At 32.7% G+C, this 15801-nt stretch carries 17 protein-coding genes, 2 tRNA genes and 1 pseudogene; 10 read left to right on the top strand and 10 right to left on the bottom strand.

The genetic code is table 11. The features are described 5' to 3' along the window. Positions 1 to 20: 20 nt before the first annotated feature. Positions 21 to 929, bottom strand: coding sequence for a 4-hydroxybenzoate octaprenyltransferase (locus GFS03_RS10950; protein WP_153424115.1), 909 nt, complete (start codon positions 927 to 929; stop codon positions 21 to 23). Further along, positions 926 to 2575 carry a citramalate synthase gene (gene cimA, locus GFS03_RS10945; protein ID WP_181443756.1) on the bottom strand — a complete coding sequence of 550 codons (1650 nt, stop codon included), beginning with the start codon at positions 2573 to 2575 and terminating at the stop codon, positions 926 to 928. Before cimA ends, GFS03_RS10950 begins: the two co-directional genes overlap by 4 nt. Between cimA and GFS03_RS10940 the strand changes: the two genes are divergently transcribed. Next, the gene (locus tag GFS03_RS10940; RefSeq protein WP_153424113.1) at positions 2526 to 3104 is read left to right on the top strand and encodes a hypothetical protein; all 579 of its coding nucleotides are present in this window, start codon (positions 2526 to 2528) and stop codon (positions 3102 to 3104) included. The two genes, cimA and GFS03_RS10940, sit on opposite strands and share 50 nt — an antisense overlap. Here the strand turns inward: GFS03_RS10940 and GFS03_RS10935 are convergent. The 3 genes from GFS03_RS10935 to GFS03_RS10925 are packed head-to-tail and all read right to left on the bottom strand — an operon-like array spanning position 3081 to position 5528. After that, a complete protein-coding gene (locus GFS03_RS10935) occupies positions 3081 to 3902 on the bottom strand; it encodes an ABC transporter substrate-binding protein (RefSeq protein WP_153424112.1) in 822 nt (273 codons plus the stop codon). The two genes, GFS03_RS10940 and GFS03_RS10935, sit on opposite strands and share 24 nt — an antisense overlap. Before the next feature lie 37 nt (positions 3903 to 3939). After that, on the bottom strand, positions 3940 to 4941 hold the full coding sequence (locus GFS03_RS10930) for a cobalt-precorrin 5A hydrolase (protein WP_153424111.1): 1002 nt from the start codon (positions 4939 to 4941) through the stop codon (positions 3940 to 3942). Continuing rightward, on the bottom strand, positions 4860 to 5528 hold the full coding sequence (locus tag GFS03_RS10925) for an A24 family peptidase C-terminal domain-containing protein (protein ID WP_181443808.1): 669 nt from the start codon (positions 5526 to 5528) through the stop codon (positions 4860 to 4862). Before GFS03_RS10925 ends, GFS03_RS10930 begins: the two co-directional genes overlap by 82 nt. A gap of 347 nt (positions 5529 to 5875) precedes the next feature. On the opposite strand from GFS03_RS10925, the gene GFS03_RS10920 reads away from it, so the two are divergent. Then, positions 5876 to 5950, top strand: a tRNA-Val gene (locus GFS03_RS10920). A 226-nt stretch (positions 5951 to 6176) separates the two neighbouring features. Here the strand turns inward: GFS03_RS10920 and GFS03_RS10915 are convergent. Next, positions 6177 to 6273 (bottom strand) — tRNA-Lys (locus GFS03_RS10915). A 130-nt stretch (positions 6274 to 6403) separates the two neighbouring features. Here GFS03_RS10915 and GFS03_RS10910 point away from each other — a divergent pair. Then, positions 6404 to 7638: pseudogene (locus GFS03_RS10910) on the top strand (anion transporter). Here the strand turns inward: GFS03_RS10910 and GFS03_RS10905 are convergent. Next, on the bottom strand, positions 7624 to 7878 hold the full coding sequence (locus GFS03_RS10905) for a hypothetical protein (protein ID WP_153424109.1): 255 nt from the start codon (positions 7876 to 7878) through the stop codon (positions 7624 to 7626). The pseudogene GFS03_RS10910 and the gene GFS03_RS10905 overlap by 15 nt on opposite strands. 63 nt (positions 7879 to 7941) lie before the next feature. Here GFS03_RS10905 and GFS03_RS10900 point away from each other — a divergent pair, with 63 nt between their 5' ends. Together GFS03_RS10900 and GFS03_RS10895 are read left to right on the top strand one after the other, a co-directional pair. Next, positions 7942 to 8259 (top strand): hypothetical protein, encoded by a 318-nt coding sequence (locus GFS03_RS10900; protein WP_153424108.1) that lies wholly within the window; start codon positions 7942 to 7944, stop codon positions 8257 to 8259. Positions 8260 to 8281: 22 nt separating this feature from the next. Next, positions 8282 to 9175, top strand: coding sequence for an NAD(P)-binding protein (locus GFS03_RS10895; RefSeq protein ID WP_153424107.1), 894 nt, complete (start codon positions 8282 to 8284; stop codon positions 9173 to 9175). Here GFS03_RS10895 and GFS03_RS10890 read toward each other — a convergent pair. After that, positions 9150 to 9923 carry a hypothetical protein gene (locus tag GFS03_RS10890; protein ID WP_153424106.1) on the bottom strand — a complete coding sequence of 258 codons (774 nt, stop codon included), beginning with the start codon at positions 9921 to 9923 and terminating at the stop codon, positions 9150 to 9152. The two genes, GFS03_RS10895 and GFS03_RS10890, sit on opposite strands and share 26 nt — an antisense overlap. After that, positions 9910 to 10203 (bottom strand): hypothetical protein, encoded by a 294-nt coding sequence (locus GFS03_RS10885; protein ID WP_153424105.1) that lies wholly within the window; start codon positions 10201 to 10203, stop codon positions 9910 to 9912. The genes GFS03_RS10890 and GFS03_RS10885 overlap by 14 nt, the downstream gene beginning before the upstream one ends. A 360-nt stretch (positions 10204 to 10563) precedes the next feature. Between GFS03_RS10885 and hxlB the strand changes: the two genes are divergently transcribed. Together hxlB and cedB are read left to right on the top strand one after the other, a co-directional pair. Further along, on the top strand, positions 10564 to 11193 hold the full coding sequence (gene hxlB, locus GFS03_RS10880) for a 6-phospho-3-hexuloisomerase (protein WP_153424104.1): 630 nt from the start codon (positions 10564 to 10566) through the stop codon (positions 11191 to 11193). Between the two features lie 43 nt (positions 11194 to 11236). Further along, positions 11237 to 13039, top strand: a complete 1803-nt coding sequence (gene cedB / locus GFS03_RS10875) for a DNA import protein CedB (protein ID WP_153424103.1) — start codon at positions 11237 to 11239, stop codon at positions 13037 to 13039. Here the strand turns inward: cedB and GFS03_RS10870 are convergent. Next, on the bottom strand, positions 13019 to 13444 hold the full coding sequence (locus GFS03_RS10870) for a hypothetical protein (protein WP_153424584.1): 426 nt from the start codon (positions 13442 to 13444) through the stop codon (positions 13019 to 13021). The two genes, cedB and GFS03_RS10870, sit on opposite strands and share 21 nt — an antisense overlap. 56 nt (positions 13445 to 13500) lie before the next feature. Between GFS03_RS10870 and argC the strand changes: the two genes are divergently transcribed. Genes argC through lysM form a run of 3 tightly spaced genes read left to right on the top strand, consistent with a single transcriptional unit; the run spans position 13501 to position 15776 of the window. After that, positions 13501 to 14559 carry an N-acetyl-gamma-glutamyl-phosphate reductase gene (gene argC, locus GFS03_RS10865; RefSeq protein ID WP_153424102.1) on the top strand — a complete coding sequence of 353 codons (1059 nt, stop codon included), beginning with the start codon at positions 13501 to 13503 and terminating at the stop codon, positions 14557 to 14559. Between the two features lies 1 nt (position 14560). After that, on the top strand, positions 14561 to 15355 hold the full coding sequence (locus tag GFS03_RS10860) for a [LysW]-aminoadipate/[LysW]-glutamate kinase (RefSeq protein ID WP_153424101.1): 795 nt from the start codon (positions 14561 to 14563) through the stop codon (positions 15353 to 15355). Beyond that, on the top strand, positions 15348 to 15776 hold the full coding sequence (gene lysM, locus GFS03_RS10855) for an HTH-type transcriptional regulator LysM (RefSeq protein WP_153424100.1): 429 nt from the start codon (positions 15348 to 15350) through the stop codon (positions 15774 to 15776). The genes GFS03_RS10860 and lysM overlap by 8 nt, the downstream gene beginning before the upstream one ends. Positions 15777 to 15801: the final 25 nt, after the last annotated feature.

The following is a 15801-nucleotide window of genomic DNA, read 5'->3' as shown; positions in this document are numbered from 1 at the left end:
TAGGGGGTTTTAACTTTTTCCTAAAATGGAATACCTAGAACGATATCTATATCAACCCCTAGTCCTAACACAATAGATGAATATATATTATAATAGAATGCTCTACCGAAATCATTTTTCTGTGATGCTAAATAATACGCATATGCCATTATAACACCATGAAGGATAGTTGCGAATATTGCTATTGGACCTAATCCATAATATAGGTCACCTAGAAGATCGAGTATTACAGAGAATAGTTGATTAAGACCAGCAAATATTAACGCCCATTTCCCTAGTACTACAGCAAAACTATGTAAACCCATCTCCTTATCAAATTCGGCATCGGGTATATGATTATAAAGATCGAACCCTACAGCCCACAAAATTGTCCCAATTACGAAAAACCATGGGACTTTTAAAAGAATCTGAACCAGAGAATCATAGTACAATCCCAATACGGCTACAGCACCACTAAATACTGCTAATCCTTGGATTGATGCCAGATGATAGTTAGCTAGTGCAGTATATCTTTTCATATAAGGGTATGACATTACTATTACCGCTACGACCGGAGATAAGATGAATGCCCAGATATTAACAAAATATGAAGTAATAAAGAATAAAATCAGAGAAATAGTAATCATAGCCTTTGCTTCGCTTATTTTTATCGCACCAGTTACTAAAGGCCTATTCTTGGTTCTGGGATTCTTCGCATCTATCTCCACGTCTGCTAAGTTATCGTTAGTCATCCCAGCAGTTCTTAAGAAAAATAAAGCTAAAAAAATCAATATTAACGTTGAAATTGGAGGAACTCCTCTAATTGCAACGAAAGCTCCTAAATAGGCCATAGGTAAACTAAAGAAAGTCTGTTCTATCCTTAAGAATCGTAAAATAACATAAAATTTATTTTTAGTATTCTTGTTTAATCCGCCAGGGTCCCAACTCACGCAATATAATTATCCACAGATGTTTTTAATGTCTTCTTTAATTGTAGATAATAGTCAAGTCCATCTACCAATGCCATTACTGAAGCTTCCACAACACTTTTAGACACTCCTTCTGTCCTCCAACTCATTTTATTATCGGTAAATTCTATAGTAACCCTAACAACGCTCTCGGTATTCTTAACTTCACTAGGCAATATAACCCTATAGTCTATTAACTTAACTTCGCCTATTTCTGGATATATCCGCTGAAGTGCAATTCTTAGCGCTCGATCTATCGCGTTTACTGGACCTACCCCTTCAGCAACTTCAAGCTGAGAATTAACTTTAACTATCCCTATTGAAAGACCATTACTCTCATTTATTACTTTCCAATATTCTAGATTTATATAATTCTCATACATGTCTAACTCCTTTAGTGCTATCAATATTGCAGAAGCAGGACCAACATCGAAACTATATCCTTTAGCCTCAAGTTCCTTAATCTTGTTTAAAGCCTTCTTAAGCCTCTCATCTTTCTTGTCTACTACTACTCCTATTCCTTGTAAATATGAGACTAGATTAGCAGTCCCTGACAATTCTGAAATCACAAACTTTCTATCATTACCTACTAATGAAGGATCGATATGTTCATATGCTCTGGGTACCTTCATTACTGCATCAACATGAACGCCGGCCTTGTGTGCAAAAGCATTATCGCCAACATAAGGTTGATAGGGATTAGGAGGTAATCCTAGTATTTCATATACTATTCTTGAAACCTCCCTTAATTTCCTTAAACTATCCCTACCCTTTAATGCATTAAATCCCATTTTTAACATTAATGTTGGTATTATCTGTATTAGGTCAGCATTACCAGTTCTCTCACCAATTCCATTTATTGTTCCTTGGACATGCCTAACTCCTGCCTTTATAGCCATCAAAGAATTAGCAACTGCACATCCTATATCATTGTGAGCATGAATACCTAACTTAACGTGTAGTACTTCTCTAACTTTCTTTGTTGTATCATAAACCTCAAATGGTGGAGTCCCACCGTTTGTATCTGCTAAAGTAATTACATCGGCCCCAGCAGACTCCGCAGTTCTCACTACTTCGAGGGCATATTCTGGATCTTCTTTAAAGCCCTGATAGAAATGCTCCGCATCAAATATCACCTTAAGACCATGTGATTTCAAATAATTAATACTATCATATACTATATCTAAATTTTCTTGCTTAGATACCTTTAGGACTTCAGTAGCATGTAGTGACCATGACTTACCGAATATTACGGCAACATCAACATCTGCTTTTATTATACTATTAAGGCTAATATCTTCCTTCACACTAACATCTTTTCTCTTAGTACTTCCAAAAGCTGCTATTCTAGATTTAGATAGTTTGTATTTCTTTATCTCTTTAAAGAACTCCTCATCTTTAGGATTAGATCCAGGCCATCCTCCTTCAATATAGTCTACTCCAAGCTCATCTAAGAGTAATGCTATCTTAATTTTATCATTTAGAGTAAAAGATATATTTGCCCCTTGTGAACCATCTCTTAATGTTGTATCTAGAACCTCAACAGATTTCTTGGACACCGAACATAGGTGAAAAATAATGGGGAGGTTTAAAAACTTTAATGATAATGGGAAAAAATCATATTTCATTTTTAGTGTCATAATGTTAATAATCTTTTTAATAGCATTGACCCTTTTCTTAGAAATCCCAAACTACTTTCCCAATTATAAATATATTAGTCTTGTTTACAAAAGCAATCTAAAAAACGTTGAAATACAGCCTAATTTGGGTATAAATGTAGCAAACATTACTATTAACGATTTCAATAATACGCTAATCGCATTTACTTCAAACACTTCTACGACCAATATTACAGTCATAAACGAATTTGGGAAGACTGTTATTAATCAACAAGGATACGTAGGAGTGAAATTGATAAACGGTACTTACAGAATATTCTTGATAAATACTGGTCAGCAGACTTCATATGTAACCTTTGACTACGGTGTGTTCAACTATAACCTAATCTCTTCATTTTACTCGTCTCTAGCACTACTTAAAGCGATTTATGAAGTCATCATGGCAGGAACCATAATATTAGGTTTGTATTCAATAATCCGAGGGTTAGCTAAAGCAAGTAGAATAACTAGAAAGTTAAGGTTGAGAAAAAATAACTGATTTAAGCCAAACCAGCACATCAGTTATGAAGCTAGGTCCCATATGAGCTAAATAATCACCCTTAGTGAAAATTATACGCTTGCTTAGCAGTTGAAATAAGCCTCTTTTTCGTAAGATTGAATAAAATCTCTCTTTTTCGTAATCTGTAAGCCTTTTCGGCTCATAAATTACAATATCTGGTTCTCTTCTCGTGATTTCGTCATCATCGGGCGTGAAATAGGCTTCAGAAATATCATCAAAAATATTAATATTTCCTAATAGCGATATTCCATCACTGATATGTGATGGAAAACCTACTGTTATGGGTCCACCTAAGTCTAACTCCACATAAACTTTTAGCTTTTTCTCATACCACCTAGCTTTAAGTTCATTTACAACAGTATAAAGATTATAATATAATTCTCTGGCACTTTCATAGGCTCCTAAAACATTTCCAATAAGCAAAACGTTATTCAAAATTCCTGCAATATTAGTTGGAACTGGTAAAGGATAGACGTTAAAACCTAAACTAATTAATTTCTTTGTCAGTTCCTTTTGCGCTCCTGCAGTAGTAAATATTATATCCGGATTAATTTGTTCTAAGATATCGATATTAACGTGAGTATAGCTACCTATTTTTAATGTTCTTCTAGCCTCTTCTGGTCTATAACTAAAGGCGTCTGTTGCCATAACCTTATCTCCTAAGCCTAAGAGATATATTATCTCTGTAGATGCGGGATCTAGACTAACTATTTTAGAAATTGGCTTTGGAATTCTTATATAATCATCTTGTAATGGATTATAAACTCTTGTGCTCATTTATTAAAATTAACAGAATACATCTTATTATATATATTTATTTAACTCCAAGACAAGTTATAACTCCAAACGCTCTTCTCACATCCCTTAATAAAACCTTAACTTGCAATTTTTTAAGTAACGTTTCACAAGAATATAACTCATCCACATCAGAAACATATATAGTTTTAGAGTAATAGTATTTTGAAAGTTGATTTAATTTCTTATCATTTTGAAATGAAGAAGAGACTACTATGTAATCTATTCTATCATTTAGAATGTAAAGAGATTTTAAGGTCATCTTTAAGGAATAGACAAGAACATCTAGGGGAGTAGATTCAAGATACTTTATACCAACATAGATGCCAGCAGGTATTAAGTATAGCTTATCAGTATTTTCTTCAGCATTATCGACATGTGTAGATATTACCAAATCAGCCGTTGCTCTACGGCCAACTAATGAATAACCGTCATATAATATGTAATTACCTTCATAAGAGTCTAAGTATACATTTATCTTTCCTTCAGTTACTAGCTTTTTATTAAGAGAATTCACAACTTTATGATCATACTTATAAATCGAAAATCCATTTAACCAGCTAAATTCTTCCACACTATATAGCCCCTTAACTCCAGTGGATGTTGTTAAGATTAAATTTGCACCTAAGGAGTCGGCTAAGAAACTAGATATTAGAGAACCACCTAAATGTTCTTTTGTTAATGGAATTACTGAACTACCATCTTGTACAACGTTTATTATGATTTTATTGCGGAATTTTTGGAAATATTTTCTTATAGTATTATTAATAGAATCCACAGAAATTATAATGTCTGGATCATTATTGACAACCGAATATCCAAGTTCGCTGAACAATCCCTTTATTTGTTTTACCAGATCCTTATTAATGCCGTTCACTAGAATCCTTGATACATACAACGCGTATAATATTTTTAAAAACACCTTTTTAATCTTAATTATTAAATTGGAAAGCCTATAATCAACGATATTATATATCCTATCAACATGAAAGGAATCACTGGGATACCCCAGGCAACCCATATATACATATCTGCTGAAATTTTACCTTCATTGACTAATTTTGAATAAAGCTCTCTCCAATATTTATCATCTTCCTCCACTGAAAAATAGTCTCTCAAAGTCATTGAACCATCTTCCTTTATCTCCGTTAAAGGGAATAAAAACTTCGAGTTAAGAAAATCCCTTATCTTGATTCTCTTAGCAGATAATGCTAAAAGAATTCTCTTATTAAAGGGAAGATTTTTAACATATCTATATTGCTTTAAAAAATTTATTAGACTAAATATAAGAATTGTAATTGAAGAGTATAGTACTATAATCAGAGGCTCTAGACCTATAATTGAGAAATTACTAGGAATTAAGGGAACAACTGACGCATTAGCAAGACTAAGTATCACGTTTAAAAATAAATCGGCACCCCCTAGTAAAGAAAGCTTGTACAAAACCAAAAATAGGACGTTGGTGATTATAAAAGAGTATAGATATATAGGAATGAATAAATTATGCAAATTAAAGATTATGAATAAAGATAGAGGAGAGTAATAAATCCAGATTTTCGGATCAACTTCTCTATATTTAAGATCAAGGATGGAAGTATGAACTAACATTATAATTGAAAGGAAAACTTGGATATAGTATATAATGGTCACGGCAGGAGGTCCCTCTCATACAATACCCTTCTTCGGGGCTGTCAAGGGACTAGATACCCCATAATTTAGAATAAGCATAACATGTAATAAATCTTGTGTAATAAGCAGTTTCAAGTTTACCATTACATTCAACATCGATTATGCAACTATAAAATTTCTCACTCTCCTTGTCTGAAGAGCAAAGTTAATCGCTAAGTTGTAATTAATTACTCTTCTATCAATGCCTTAATGTAAACGTTACGACATAATCCTTCTTTCGTAGAAACCTTTAAAAGGCCACAGAGAATTCAAATTTGCTAATAAAAGGGCCCGTCGTCTAGCTTGGTTAGGACGCCGCCCTCACACGGCGGAGATCCTGGGTTCAAGTCCCAGCGGGCCCATATGGAAAACCACGTCATTTTAAATAGCTAATCAACCCTCTCCCAACTTTCCACCACAAATAAGTGCATTAAATACCTAAAATTATAATAAAGTGAATACAAAAAGCTTCTAATGCATGCAATGAATATATATTAATCAAAAAAATAATCAACAAGAATAAAATCTCGATTACAGCTGGACGTTTAGCCACATAAAATTAGAGGAACTCTAAAAAGAACTGATGCGCGGGCCCGCCGGGATTCGAACCCGGGACCTACGGGTTGCTTTCCGCAACCCTTTGCGGTTAAAAGCCCGCCGCTCTACCTGGCTGAGCTACGGGCCCAAACGTAAGTAGATAATTGAGATTTGGTTAATTAATTTTTCTTTGATTTTTTACGTCCGCATCCATTATGCTTCACATGTGAAGTTTAGAGACTAATTTTATTTATATCAATGCAAATGCTAACGCTGGTATGTTAATTAGTGCGCTAATAGTGATGGTAATAACTTATGGCCTTATAATTTCTAGAGGTATTACGAAAATACCACCTTGGGCTTCAATGTTTTTTGGCGGTATCCTTATGATTATTCTAGGTGTGATCTCTCCAGAAGAAGCATTACAATCAATAAACTTAGATGTAATATTATTTCTTATTACCCTTTTCACATTTGCATCAGCATTAGAAGTTTCTGGCTTTTTGAAATTTCTTGCATATAAAATTATAGAAAAATATAAAGAGCCTAAGAAAGTTCTATTTTATATTCTTTTATATTCTGGTTTGTTATCTAATTTAGTTATTAATGATGGAATATCAGCAAGTTGGACTCCAGTTATCTTAGAGTTAAGCAGAATGATAGGCATTTCTGAGGTTCCTTTTCTTTATGCATTAGCTGTCGGTGTTACTGTTGGGAGTGCTATAATGCCTACTGGAAATCCTCAAAACTTACTGATAGCTTTAGAATCTGGAATTAAAAATCCTTTCATTATATTCACAATATATTTGACTTTACCATCAATAATTAGCTTAGTCCTCGCTTATTTTATACTCTTTCGGCTATTCAGAAAATCACTTTCTCTACCAAATGGATTTGAAATAGAAATAGATGAAGGAAAAATAGATTTCAATAGAAGACTTGGATATCTTACATTAACCCTATTGGCAGTTACCGTAATATTATTTTTTCCTTAAGTTTCTTTAGAATAGATATTTTGCTGGGCTCTTTAGCAACATCATCCCTCTTACTCCTTATAGCGGAAAATAGAAGGGATATTGTAAGAAGAATGGATTGGCCTACTATATTATTTTTTATTGGTTTGTTTATATTTACTGATGGAATATTGAAATCTGGGATTATACAATATATGGCGAATTTTCTTCCGCCTCCTGATAACGTAGCTGGCATAATGATCACAAGCATCTTGCTAAGTCAAGTATTGAGTAATGTGCCACTTGTTGCAATCTACATCCCGATAATGATCTCCAATGGTAATATTACAGTAGTAGATTGGCTAGCTTTGGCCGCCGGTAGTACTATAGCGGGTAACTTTACTATATTAGGTGCAGCAAGCAACGTAATAATTTCTGAAGCTTCTGAAAGTAGAGGTGGAAAAGGATTTAATTTCGTAGATTTTATGAAGTATACTATACCTATTTTGATACCAAATGCAATGATCATTTATTCGTTTTTGATATTATTCAGTAGATAATGGTGTTTCTGGTACTTTTACAACCACCGCATAGCCTTCCTCGTATTGTCCCATATCGGGGTCTAGATCTATGAGTTCCATTCTATCTTCGATATTAGATAAATTAAGGATTTTCACCTTTAATCCTTTGTAGACTCTCTTGGCTTCTTGCATTGCTTTTTCAATTTCTTTATAATCCCTACTATAATCATACACCGCTGCTTCTTGCAAGGCAACTAAAGTGCCTAAAAACGAACGCATAACTACGTATTATTTATCCCTCTCCGTTATAAAACTTAGCCTAATAGAGCCATTATAGTAGAAATGCTTCACATAAAATTAATTTTTGGTCCTAATGGTGATATGGGGTTAGCAAAAACCATTTACAATTTAAAGATGAAATACTCCGATATGAATGTTGAAGAAGAATTTAACTTATTATATTCTATGCCAATGCTACAAATAGGAAACAAGATCATAAGTGTTATGGAATATAGTGATGACGAGATAATAGATCTTATAGTAAGTGCATTAACCAGTCACGGAAAGATTGATCAACTGAGAGAAAGCGGAGTGGATATTTATCAAAATGAGTTCAAAGATTTTCCGCCAGGTCCTAATTTTTCAGAAGTTTTAATTTGATTTTGTTATATGATATAAGTTGATGATTATCACAATAGGTGCAGGAATAGCTGGATTACTGCTAAGTAGAAGAGTTAACGCTGATTTAGTACTGGAAGAGCAGCCTATTATTGGTGGTGTTTTCGCTTCTGATAATGTGTTTGGAGTAGATTTGCCTTATGTATTGCCAATAATAAATGATCCTATGAAAATTATGAACGTAGGACTTAACTACATAGAGTATGATTTAAAAATATCTTATAGAAAATATGAATATTTTAAAGATAAAATTTGTAAATTTTGTGACAAATTACCTACATGGTTAAATTTTGATTTGACTAGAAAATTATACATAATACAAAATATGCCGTATTTTCTAGCTACTTTGTCTAAAAATTTAAGAATAGTTAAGGAATATCCGATAAGAATAGATGATAAGAAAATTATAACTAACAAGGGAAATGTATATAAATACACCAAGATATATAATACTGGATCCTTGAAAAAAATGAGTAAATTACTAGGATTGGATAATTCAAATCTTAAGCATAAGTCAGTGTTAACTCTAATAATATTGACAAGGAAAGAATATGGGAAAAATTGGAATGTATACTTGAGCGGAGATACCGCAGATTCTTTCTCGGTAATAATTAGGCTAGATAATATCATTAAAGATCTCGACTTATACTATGTTTACTCTTTCATAGACGCAAATCAAAAGAACATTGATATAGATAGAATAATGCTAGATCTAAAAAGAAGACAAATAATATCCCTTAATGAGATAGTAGCCTTTAGAAGTAAATTGATATCAGAAGCTCTTCTATTCGGCGAAATAAATGGCAAAATGCCACAAAATATAATAAATTGTGGGAGATTAGGTGAGTGGAAAAATTACGACGTGATTGAAACTATATCAAGAACTCAGAATTGCTAAATTCTTCTGTAAGTTTACCTGCAATAGTAGCTGCCTCAATAATCTCTAATCCACTTAACCTAAGTGCAAAATATGCTCCTAATAAGAAATCACCCGTTCCTACTTCGTTTCTGCCTATTCTACTAGGTCTGTAAGTATATTTTGCTAACGTGTATGTGTACACGTTAAATCCATTATGTCCATCTGAAATTATAATTTCCTTAAAGCCTAATTTAAATAGATCACTTAATTCTAGTTTAGAAGATTCAAATTCCTCCCTATTACCATGTAAAACCAAATAATTATTATTAAATGGAAGTTTGACTCCACTCTCATATTTAATTTCTTCTGACTCTTTGCAATTTCTAATAAAACCTTGAATATCTACCGCTATTGGAACAGAGCTTTGTATGTTCATATTGTCAACTTCTTTACATACTGGATTTACTAGAATTCCATCAACTGTAGTATCATTAATCACTCCTATCTTAATTTTAGGCTTCTTAAGTAGGATTAGTTTTCTTCCATTATTAGTTAAATCAATTTTAAACCTTATTGTATATTCGTCATATATTAGTTGTTTCTCTAAATCAGATATAAAATCTATCTCAAAATCAAAATCCTCTCCTATCACTCCATACAGTTTCGGTATACCGCCGCCTCTCATTACACCTAATGACGAATATATTAAGGGTCCACCAGGCCTTATCTTCCCTTGGATCTCGTCTATCGTAAATCCTCCTACTATTAGTATCTTATTCCTCTTCACTTTCCTCTTCACCAATTGATAGCTTAGGTTCCTCTTCCTCTTCTTCAGTTCTTATCTTTTTCTGTAGCCATAACCCATGTTTATGTGCATCTAAATGCCTTTTTAAATCCTCTAAATTAAAAAAATATGTACTATAGTCAGTTGATACACCTTTAACGCAATTTGGTGAGCATATAGGGCAAACGTAAAGCTTAGTAACTTCGTCATAACAAACTGTAACTTTCTTATTATTATAATCAATATCTATCGCTTTCCACTTGGGTAACCATCTTGTTGACATTGATAATATACTTGTGGAGGCTAAATATATAATATTAAGTACTCATTCTTTCTAAAATATTACTGTTACTTGTAGTATACTTCAAACGATACTGTACTATTAATCCCCTCTCATTTAGTTTTTGCTAGTCAAAATAATTGCTAACCACATAGTTGAAGATCTATGCTTAAAATAACAAAAGAAGTGAAAACGATAATTTCAATTATAATTATATATATAATTATATATGAAACAAATACGAATGAGAAAAAGGAGAATCAAAACTAATTTACCATTAATGATAATATAAGTGCAGCGGCATATCAGAAAGAGCAATGCTTATATAATGAGTAAAGTAAGATATTAATTGGCGGTCCGAGTTTGTCATCTTCTCTCGACAATTATCCGCTTTCTCTAAAGACAATGTATGATATAGCTGAATTTATTCTAAGAGCGGCCAAAGCAATAAAACCAGAACAAACGAATAAAATGATAAATGAGTTAGAAAATTTCTATAAAAATAACCGAAACGGAAAAGTATTGGTAATGGGAGCAGGTAGAAGTGGACTAGTAGGAAGAGCTTTTGCTATGAGATTACTTCATTTAGGTTTTAACTCCTACGTTCTAGGGGAAACCATTGTACCCGCTATCGGGAAGAACGATATAGTAGTTGCTATTTCCGGTTCTGGTAGAACTAAATTAATATTAACAGCTGCAGAGGCAGCGAAAGAAGCTGGAGCTAAATTAATATCGATAACAAGTTACTTCGACAGTCCACTAGCAAAGATATCTGATGTAGTAATTGAAATCCCGGGTAGGACAAAATATTCAAAGAACGAAGATTATTTCGCTAGGCAAATACTTGGAATAACTGAACCATTAGCGCCATTAGGTACATTATTTGAAGATACTACACAGATCTTCTTGGATGGTATTGTAGCTGAGCTCATGATAAGATTAAAGAAGACTGAAGAAGATTTAAGGTTAATTCACGCTAATATTGAACTATAGTTTCTCTTCACTCACTCATAATCTTTATTAAATAATAATGAATATGGACTTAAAAGACTTTAACCTACGAATAGCTGTATTATTATTAATCTCAATACTTATAGCAATAATGTTTTTATATAAATTAATATACTTAATACCATTAGCTTTTATAGTATTACTCATATTTCAGAGTAATAAGAAGATTATTAGTTATATATCAAAACATACAAGACAAATCCAAGGGTATAATATTGAAGATGGAGTATTCTATAATGATAAGAAAGCTAGTGCAGTTTTAATAATAGATGATATACAAATGGATTACAAAGATTTCACAAACTCTAATTTGAAATCACACATATCATCGTTCTATAAAATTTTGGATATAGCAAAGGATATTAACATAGTATTAAAGAAAGAAAGCTTCGATAAAAACACATACATAGAATCGCTTTCACAGAAAATGCAAGCACTCCGGATAATGATCGATAGTGACCCTTCTAATGAAAAAGCCAAAAGAAAGCTTGAATTGATGCAAAATATAATATCAAGAATTGAATCTGGTGAGAACCCATTTAGATATGAAATGTACATAATTGTTAACTCTAAAGACAAGAGCTCTGCCTTGGCTACCGCATCCATGATTAGGCAAGGATTAGAAGGTCTTGGAATAAAAACCAGAATAGCTACATCAAATGAGATACAAAAATTAATAAAGGATTTTTTTCGTTCAAAATTAAATCTTAACAAGGTTATATTACCTACTCAAATTCCATATTTAACACCAATGTCTTTAGAGAAAAAACCTAATAATAGCATTATAATGGAAGGATTATTGTTAGGAAAAGATCATAACAATAATAGTCTAGTATTTTGGAATATAACCAAAAGTCAGAATACCCATCTATTAATTGTTGGACCCACTGGTTCTGGTAAAACTGAGTTTTTAATATGGATTTCCACATTGCTGAATCTGATCTATGGAGGTACAATAATCCTATTTGATATAAAGGGCGATATTAAACACCGACTTTCTAGATATAAGGTACCATTTCAGCTGATAAATCCGTTATTTTATAGACTAGGGCTTCTTGATGAATACGAAATTCCTATAAAAATTAAGTTGCTTCAGATAGAGAAGATACTCCTTAATTCGTTCAGACTAAGTAAGTTTACCTCATCTGTTTTGTACACTTATCTAAATAGACTAATAGACAATGGTTATTTAAAATATAGAGTTAAATGGAAGGATTTGGAAAAATACTTAGTCGAAGTAGATGATTTACAGTTGAAATACTATCTCATTAAGCTAATAAATATATTATCTTCAATAGAGGATTCAGAGTTACCACCATTACTACATGGAATTAGTGAAAATGAGATTAATGTAATAGATCTTACTTTGGTTAAAAATGAAGAAATAAAAAGACTTATAATATATTCTATTCTTCAGGAATTATATAATAAATATTCGTTAGAAAAAGTATATGATATGCCTAGGGTATTCTTAGTATTAGACGAAGCATGGACTATTTTAAGAAATGAATCGGAAGATTATCCCATTGTAGTAGATCTAGTAAAAAGAGGAAGAGGGCATGGAATTTCCATTATAATGGCAACACAGAACTTAGAAGATCTAGGTAACCTAGCTAATATCTATCTAGATAATATAGGAGTAGTAGTATTTATGAATAATGGTGATAAAAAATTCTGGGAAGAGGTTAGAAGATTTGTCAATATTGATGACGATACGTTATCTAACAATTTAATGTTCATGAGTAGAGGAGAAGCGCTTGTGAGATTTTTAGGAGATCCTAGGCCAATAATTATAAAATTAGGTAATTTAGCTAGTAGCTCTCTCTAAAATTGCTTGTATACCTGTTTTTATCTTATTATAGATTATTTCGCTATTTACATTTTTTAAAATTATTTCATGTATATCGTTTTTATCCATCTCAATAGTATAATCTATTTTATTCAACTCCTTTTCCGATTCCAGAATTTTACTTAGGGCGGAAAAATATGACTTGGGTAATGTGATCTTATTTTTTATAACAAATTTTGCAACAGGTGGTGTAAAATAGATCTCAGCTAAAATCTCACCTCTTTTATTCTTTATATACTCTATACTACCTTTATTGCCCTTTATAGTAGGTACATAGCCAGATTCTATAATACTCAATAAAAACTCATAAAATTCAAGTTCTTTTCTTAGGCTTGCAATCTTGTTCTCCAGAAATTTTTTTAGCTCATCAGTATTAACACTCATCACAAATATCTATATACATTAAACTATATATAACCTAAACTGCAATAGTTAGTTTAATGAAAGATAGAGTTAGAGTTGCTGTAGTTGGAGGTTCAGGATATACAGGCGGAGAGTTACTAAGAATACTAGTTACACATCCGAAGATAGAAATATCAGTCATAACTTCTAGAGAATACGCAGGAAAACCGGTATCATTAGTACATCCGAATTTAAGGGGACTATTGTCCATTAATTTCACAAATTTCTCAATAGACAAAATCTCAGACAAAGTCGATGCGGTTTTTCTCGCTCTACCGCATGGAGTATCATTAAATTACGTACCCAAATTACTAGATTTAGGATTAACGGTAGTGGATTTAAGTGCAGATTTTAGACTCAAGAATCCCGAACTTTATAAAATATGGTATAATTATGAACATCCTTACCCAGATCTATTAGACAAAGCAGTATATGGACTACCAGAGTTACATTTTGAAGAATTAAGAAATGCCAAACTTATAGCTTCACCAGGTTGCAATGCTACTGCAACAATACTAGCATTAGCCCCAGTTGTAGCATCAAAAATAACTGATGAGAAAAAGTTTATCAGCGACGTAAAAGTAGGTAGTAGTGAAGGAGGAGCGAAACCCTCAGAAGGAAGTCATCATCCAGAGAGACAAAATGCAATTAGACCTTATGAAGCAGAAGGACATAGACACGCAGCAGAAGCTGAACAAGAACTATCTAGAATAGCTAAAGCAAATATAAGCGTAAGTATTGTCCCTCATGCAGTGAGTACCATCAGAGGGGCTTTAGCATCTGCACATACGTGGCTATCTAATGAGTTAGAAGAGATTGAAATATGGAAAAGAATAGCAGAATTTTATAGAGGCAAAAAATTCGTCAGAATAGTTAGGGGGAATATACATCCATATCCTGATCCAAAATACGTTATCGGAAGTAATTTCGCTGATATAGGATTCGCTATAGAAAAGAGAATTTTAAGATTAACAGCATTCTCAGCTATAGATAACTTAATGAAAGGTGCAGCCGGTCAGGCTGTCCAAGCCTTTAATATTTCTATGGGATTTAATGAAGACGATGGATTAAAACTAGTACCCTTGAGGCCTGCCTAAAATGATAGTAGTTAAAATAGGTGGAAGAGTAGTAAAAAATTCATTAGATAAGGTAATCTTAGATATAGTAAATATAAACGATAAGGTAATTTTAGTACATGGCGGTGGGGACATTGTGACCGACTATACTAAAAGATTAGGAATAGAGCCGGTTTTCGTAACATCTCCAGAAGGTATAAGAAGTAGATACACCACAAAAGAAGAATTAGAAGTTTACATTATGGCAATGAGCCTTATAAATAAAACAATCACTTCGAAATTATGCAGCTTAGGTAAAAACACGATAGGGATCACTGGTGTTGATGGAGGCTTATTGCTTGCAGAAAGAAAGAAAAGGATAATTGTGATTGACGAAAGAGGAAAGAAAAGGATAATTGAGGGTGGTTATACCGGTAAGGTAAAAGAAGTAAAGAGTGAAGTTATTAATCATTTAATGAAATTATTTGATATAATAGTAGTATCACCTTTAGCTTTAGATATTCAAGAGAGCACTCCACTGAACATTGATGGAGATCAAGCAGCGTTTGCAATAAGTAAAGCTGTTAGGGCAAACGTGCTAGTCCTTCTTTCAGATGTGGAAGGAGTATTGGTGGAAGGAAAAGTAGTTAATAGACTTACTCCAGACGAGGCAAAAGAACTTTCGAAAAAAATAGGCCCTGGAATGAACAGAAAGTTATTAATGGCTGCTGAAAGTGTTGAAAATGGCGTAAATAGAGTAATAATAGGGTCTGGAGTTAAAGATAGACCAGTTAGTAGTGCTTTAGAACTTAATGGGACGGTGATAACTAATGGGTAATGCAAATGTTGATGAAAATGATCTAAAAATATTGGAGATTTTGAAAAAGAACGCAAGAACACCATACACATTGATAGCTAAAGATCTTAAAGTAAGTGAAGCCGCGATACGAAAGAGAATAGAGAAATTAATACGGCAAGGTATAATTAAGAGATTTACTATAGAATATGAGCTAGAAAATGAGATTAGAGCAATAGTTATGGTTCAATCTACACCACAAATACCAACGCCAGAAATCTCTAAAAAAATAGCAAAAATTCCAGGAGTTGAAGTAGTATATGAAACTACTGGAGATTATGATATTCTAGTAATAGTAAGGGGAACAAACATAACATCAATTAATAGGACAATAGATGAGATTAGAAGTATTCAAGGTGTTGTAGGAACAAATAGTACTATTATCCTTAGAACCTGGTTCTAAAATCGTACCACCTATTACTAAAAAC

Source organism: Sulfolobus sp. E5-1-F (assembly GCF_009601705.1).
Lineage (GTDB): Archaea > Thermoproteota > Thermoprotei_A > Sulfolobales > Sulfolobaceae > Saccharolobus.
The sequence above is the reverse complement of the archived record's forward strand: the minus strand, read 5'-3'. Positions and strand labels throughout refer to the sequence as shown.

What these genes read in the sequence shown, in the direction of transcription:
- GFS03_RS10940 (WP_153424113.1), top strand. Translation starts at nt 2,526, where the DNA reads ATGGGGAGGTTTAAAAACTTTAATGATAATGGGAAAAAATCATATTTC.
- cimA (WP_181443756.1), bottom strand. Translation starts at nt 2,575, where the DNA reads ATGAAATATGATTTTTTCCCATTATCATTAAAGTTTTTAAACCTCCCC.
- GFS03_RS10935 (WP_153424112.1), bottom strand. Translation starts at nt 3,902, where the DNA reads ATGAGCACAAGAGTTTATAATCCATTACAAGATGATTATATAAGAATT.
- GFS03_RS10930 (WP_153424111.1), bottom strand. Translation starts at nt 4,941, where the DNA reads ATGGGTTGCCTGGGGTATCCCAGTGATTCCTTTCATGTTGATAGGATA.
- GFS03_RS10925 (WP_181443808.1), bottom strand. Translation starts at nt 5,528, where the DNA reads ATGTTAGTTCATACTTCCATCCTTGATCTTAAATATAGAGAAGTTGAT.
- GFS03_RS10905 (WP_153424109.1), bottom strand. Translation starts at nt 7,878, where the DNA reads ATGCGTTCGTTTTTAGGCACTTTAGTTGCCTTGCAAGAAGCAGCGGTG.
- GFS03_RS10900 (WP_153424108.1), top strand. Translation starts at nt 7,942, where the DNA reads ATGCTTCACATAAAATTAATTTTTGGTCCTAATGGTGATATGGGGTTA.
- GFS03_RS10895 (WP_153424107.1), top strand. Translation starts at nt 8,282, where the DNA reads ATGATTATCACAATAGGTGCAGGAATAGCTGGATTACTGCTAAGTAGA.
- GFS03_RS10885 (WP_153424105.1), bottom strand. Translation starts at nt 10,203, where the DNA reads ATGTCAACAAGATGGTTACCCAAGTGGAAAGCGATAGATATTGATTAT.
- cedB (WP_153424103.1), top strand. Translation starts at nt 11,237, where the DNA reads ATGGACTTAAAAGACTTTAACCTACGAATAGCTGTATTATTATTAATC.
- GFS03_RS10870 (WP_153424584.1), bottom strand. Translation starts at nt 13,444, where the DNA reads ATGAGTGTTAATACTGATGAGCTAAAAAAATTTCTGGAGAACAAGATT.
- argC (WP_153424102.1), top strand. Translation starts at nt 13,501, where the DNA reads ATGAAAGATAGAGTTAGAGTTGCTGTAGTTGGAGGTTCAGGATATACA.
- GFS03_RS10860 (WP_153424101.1), top strand. Translation starts at nt 14,561, where the DNA reads ATGATAGTAGTTAAAATAGGTGGAAGAGTAGTAAAAAATTCATTAGAT.
- lysM (WP_153424100.1), top strand. Translation starts at nt 15,348, where the DNA reads ATGGGTAATGCAAATGTTGATGAAAATGATCTAAAAATATTGGAGATT.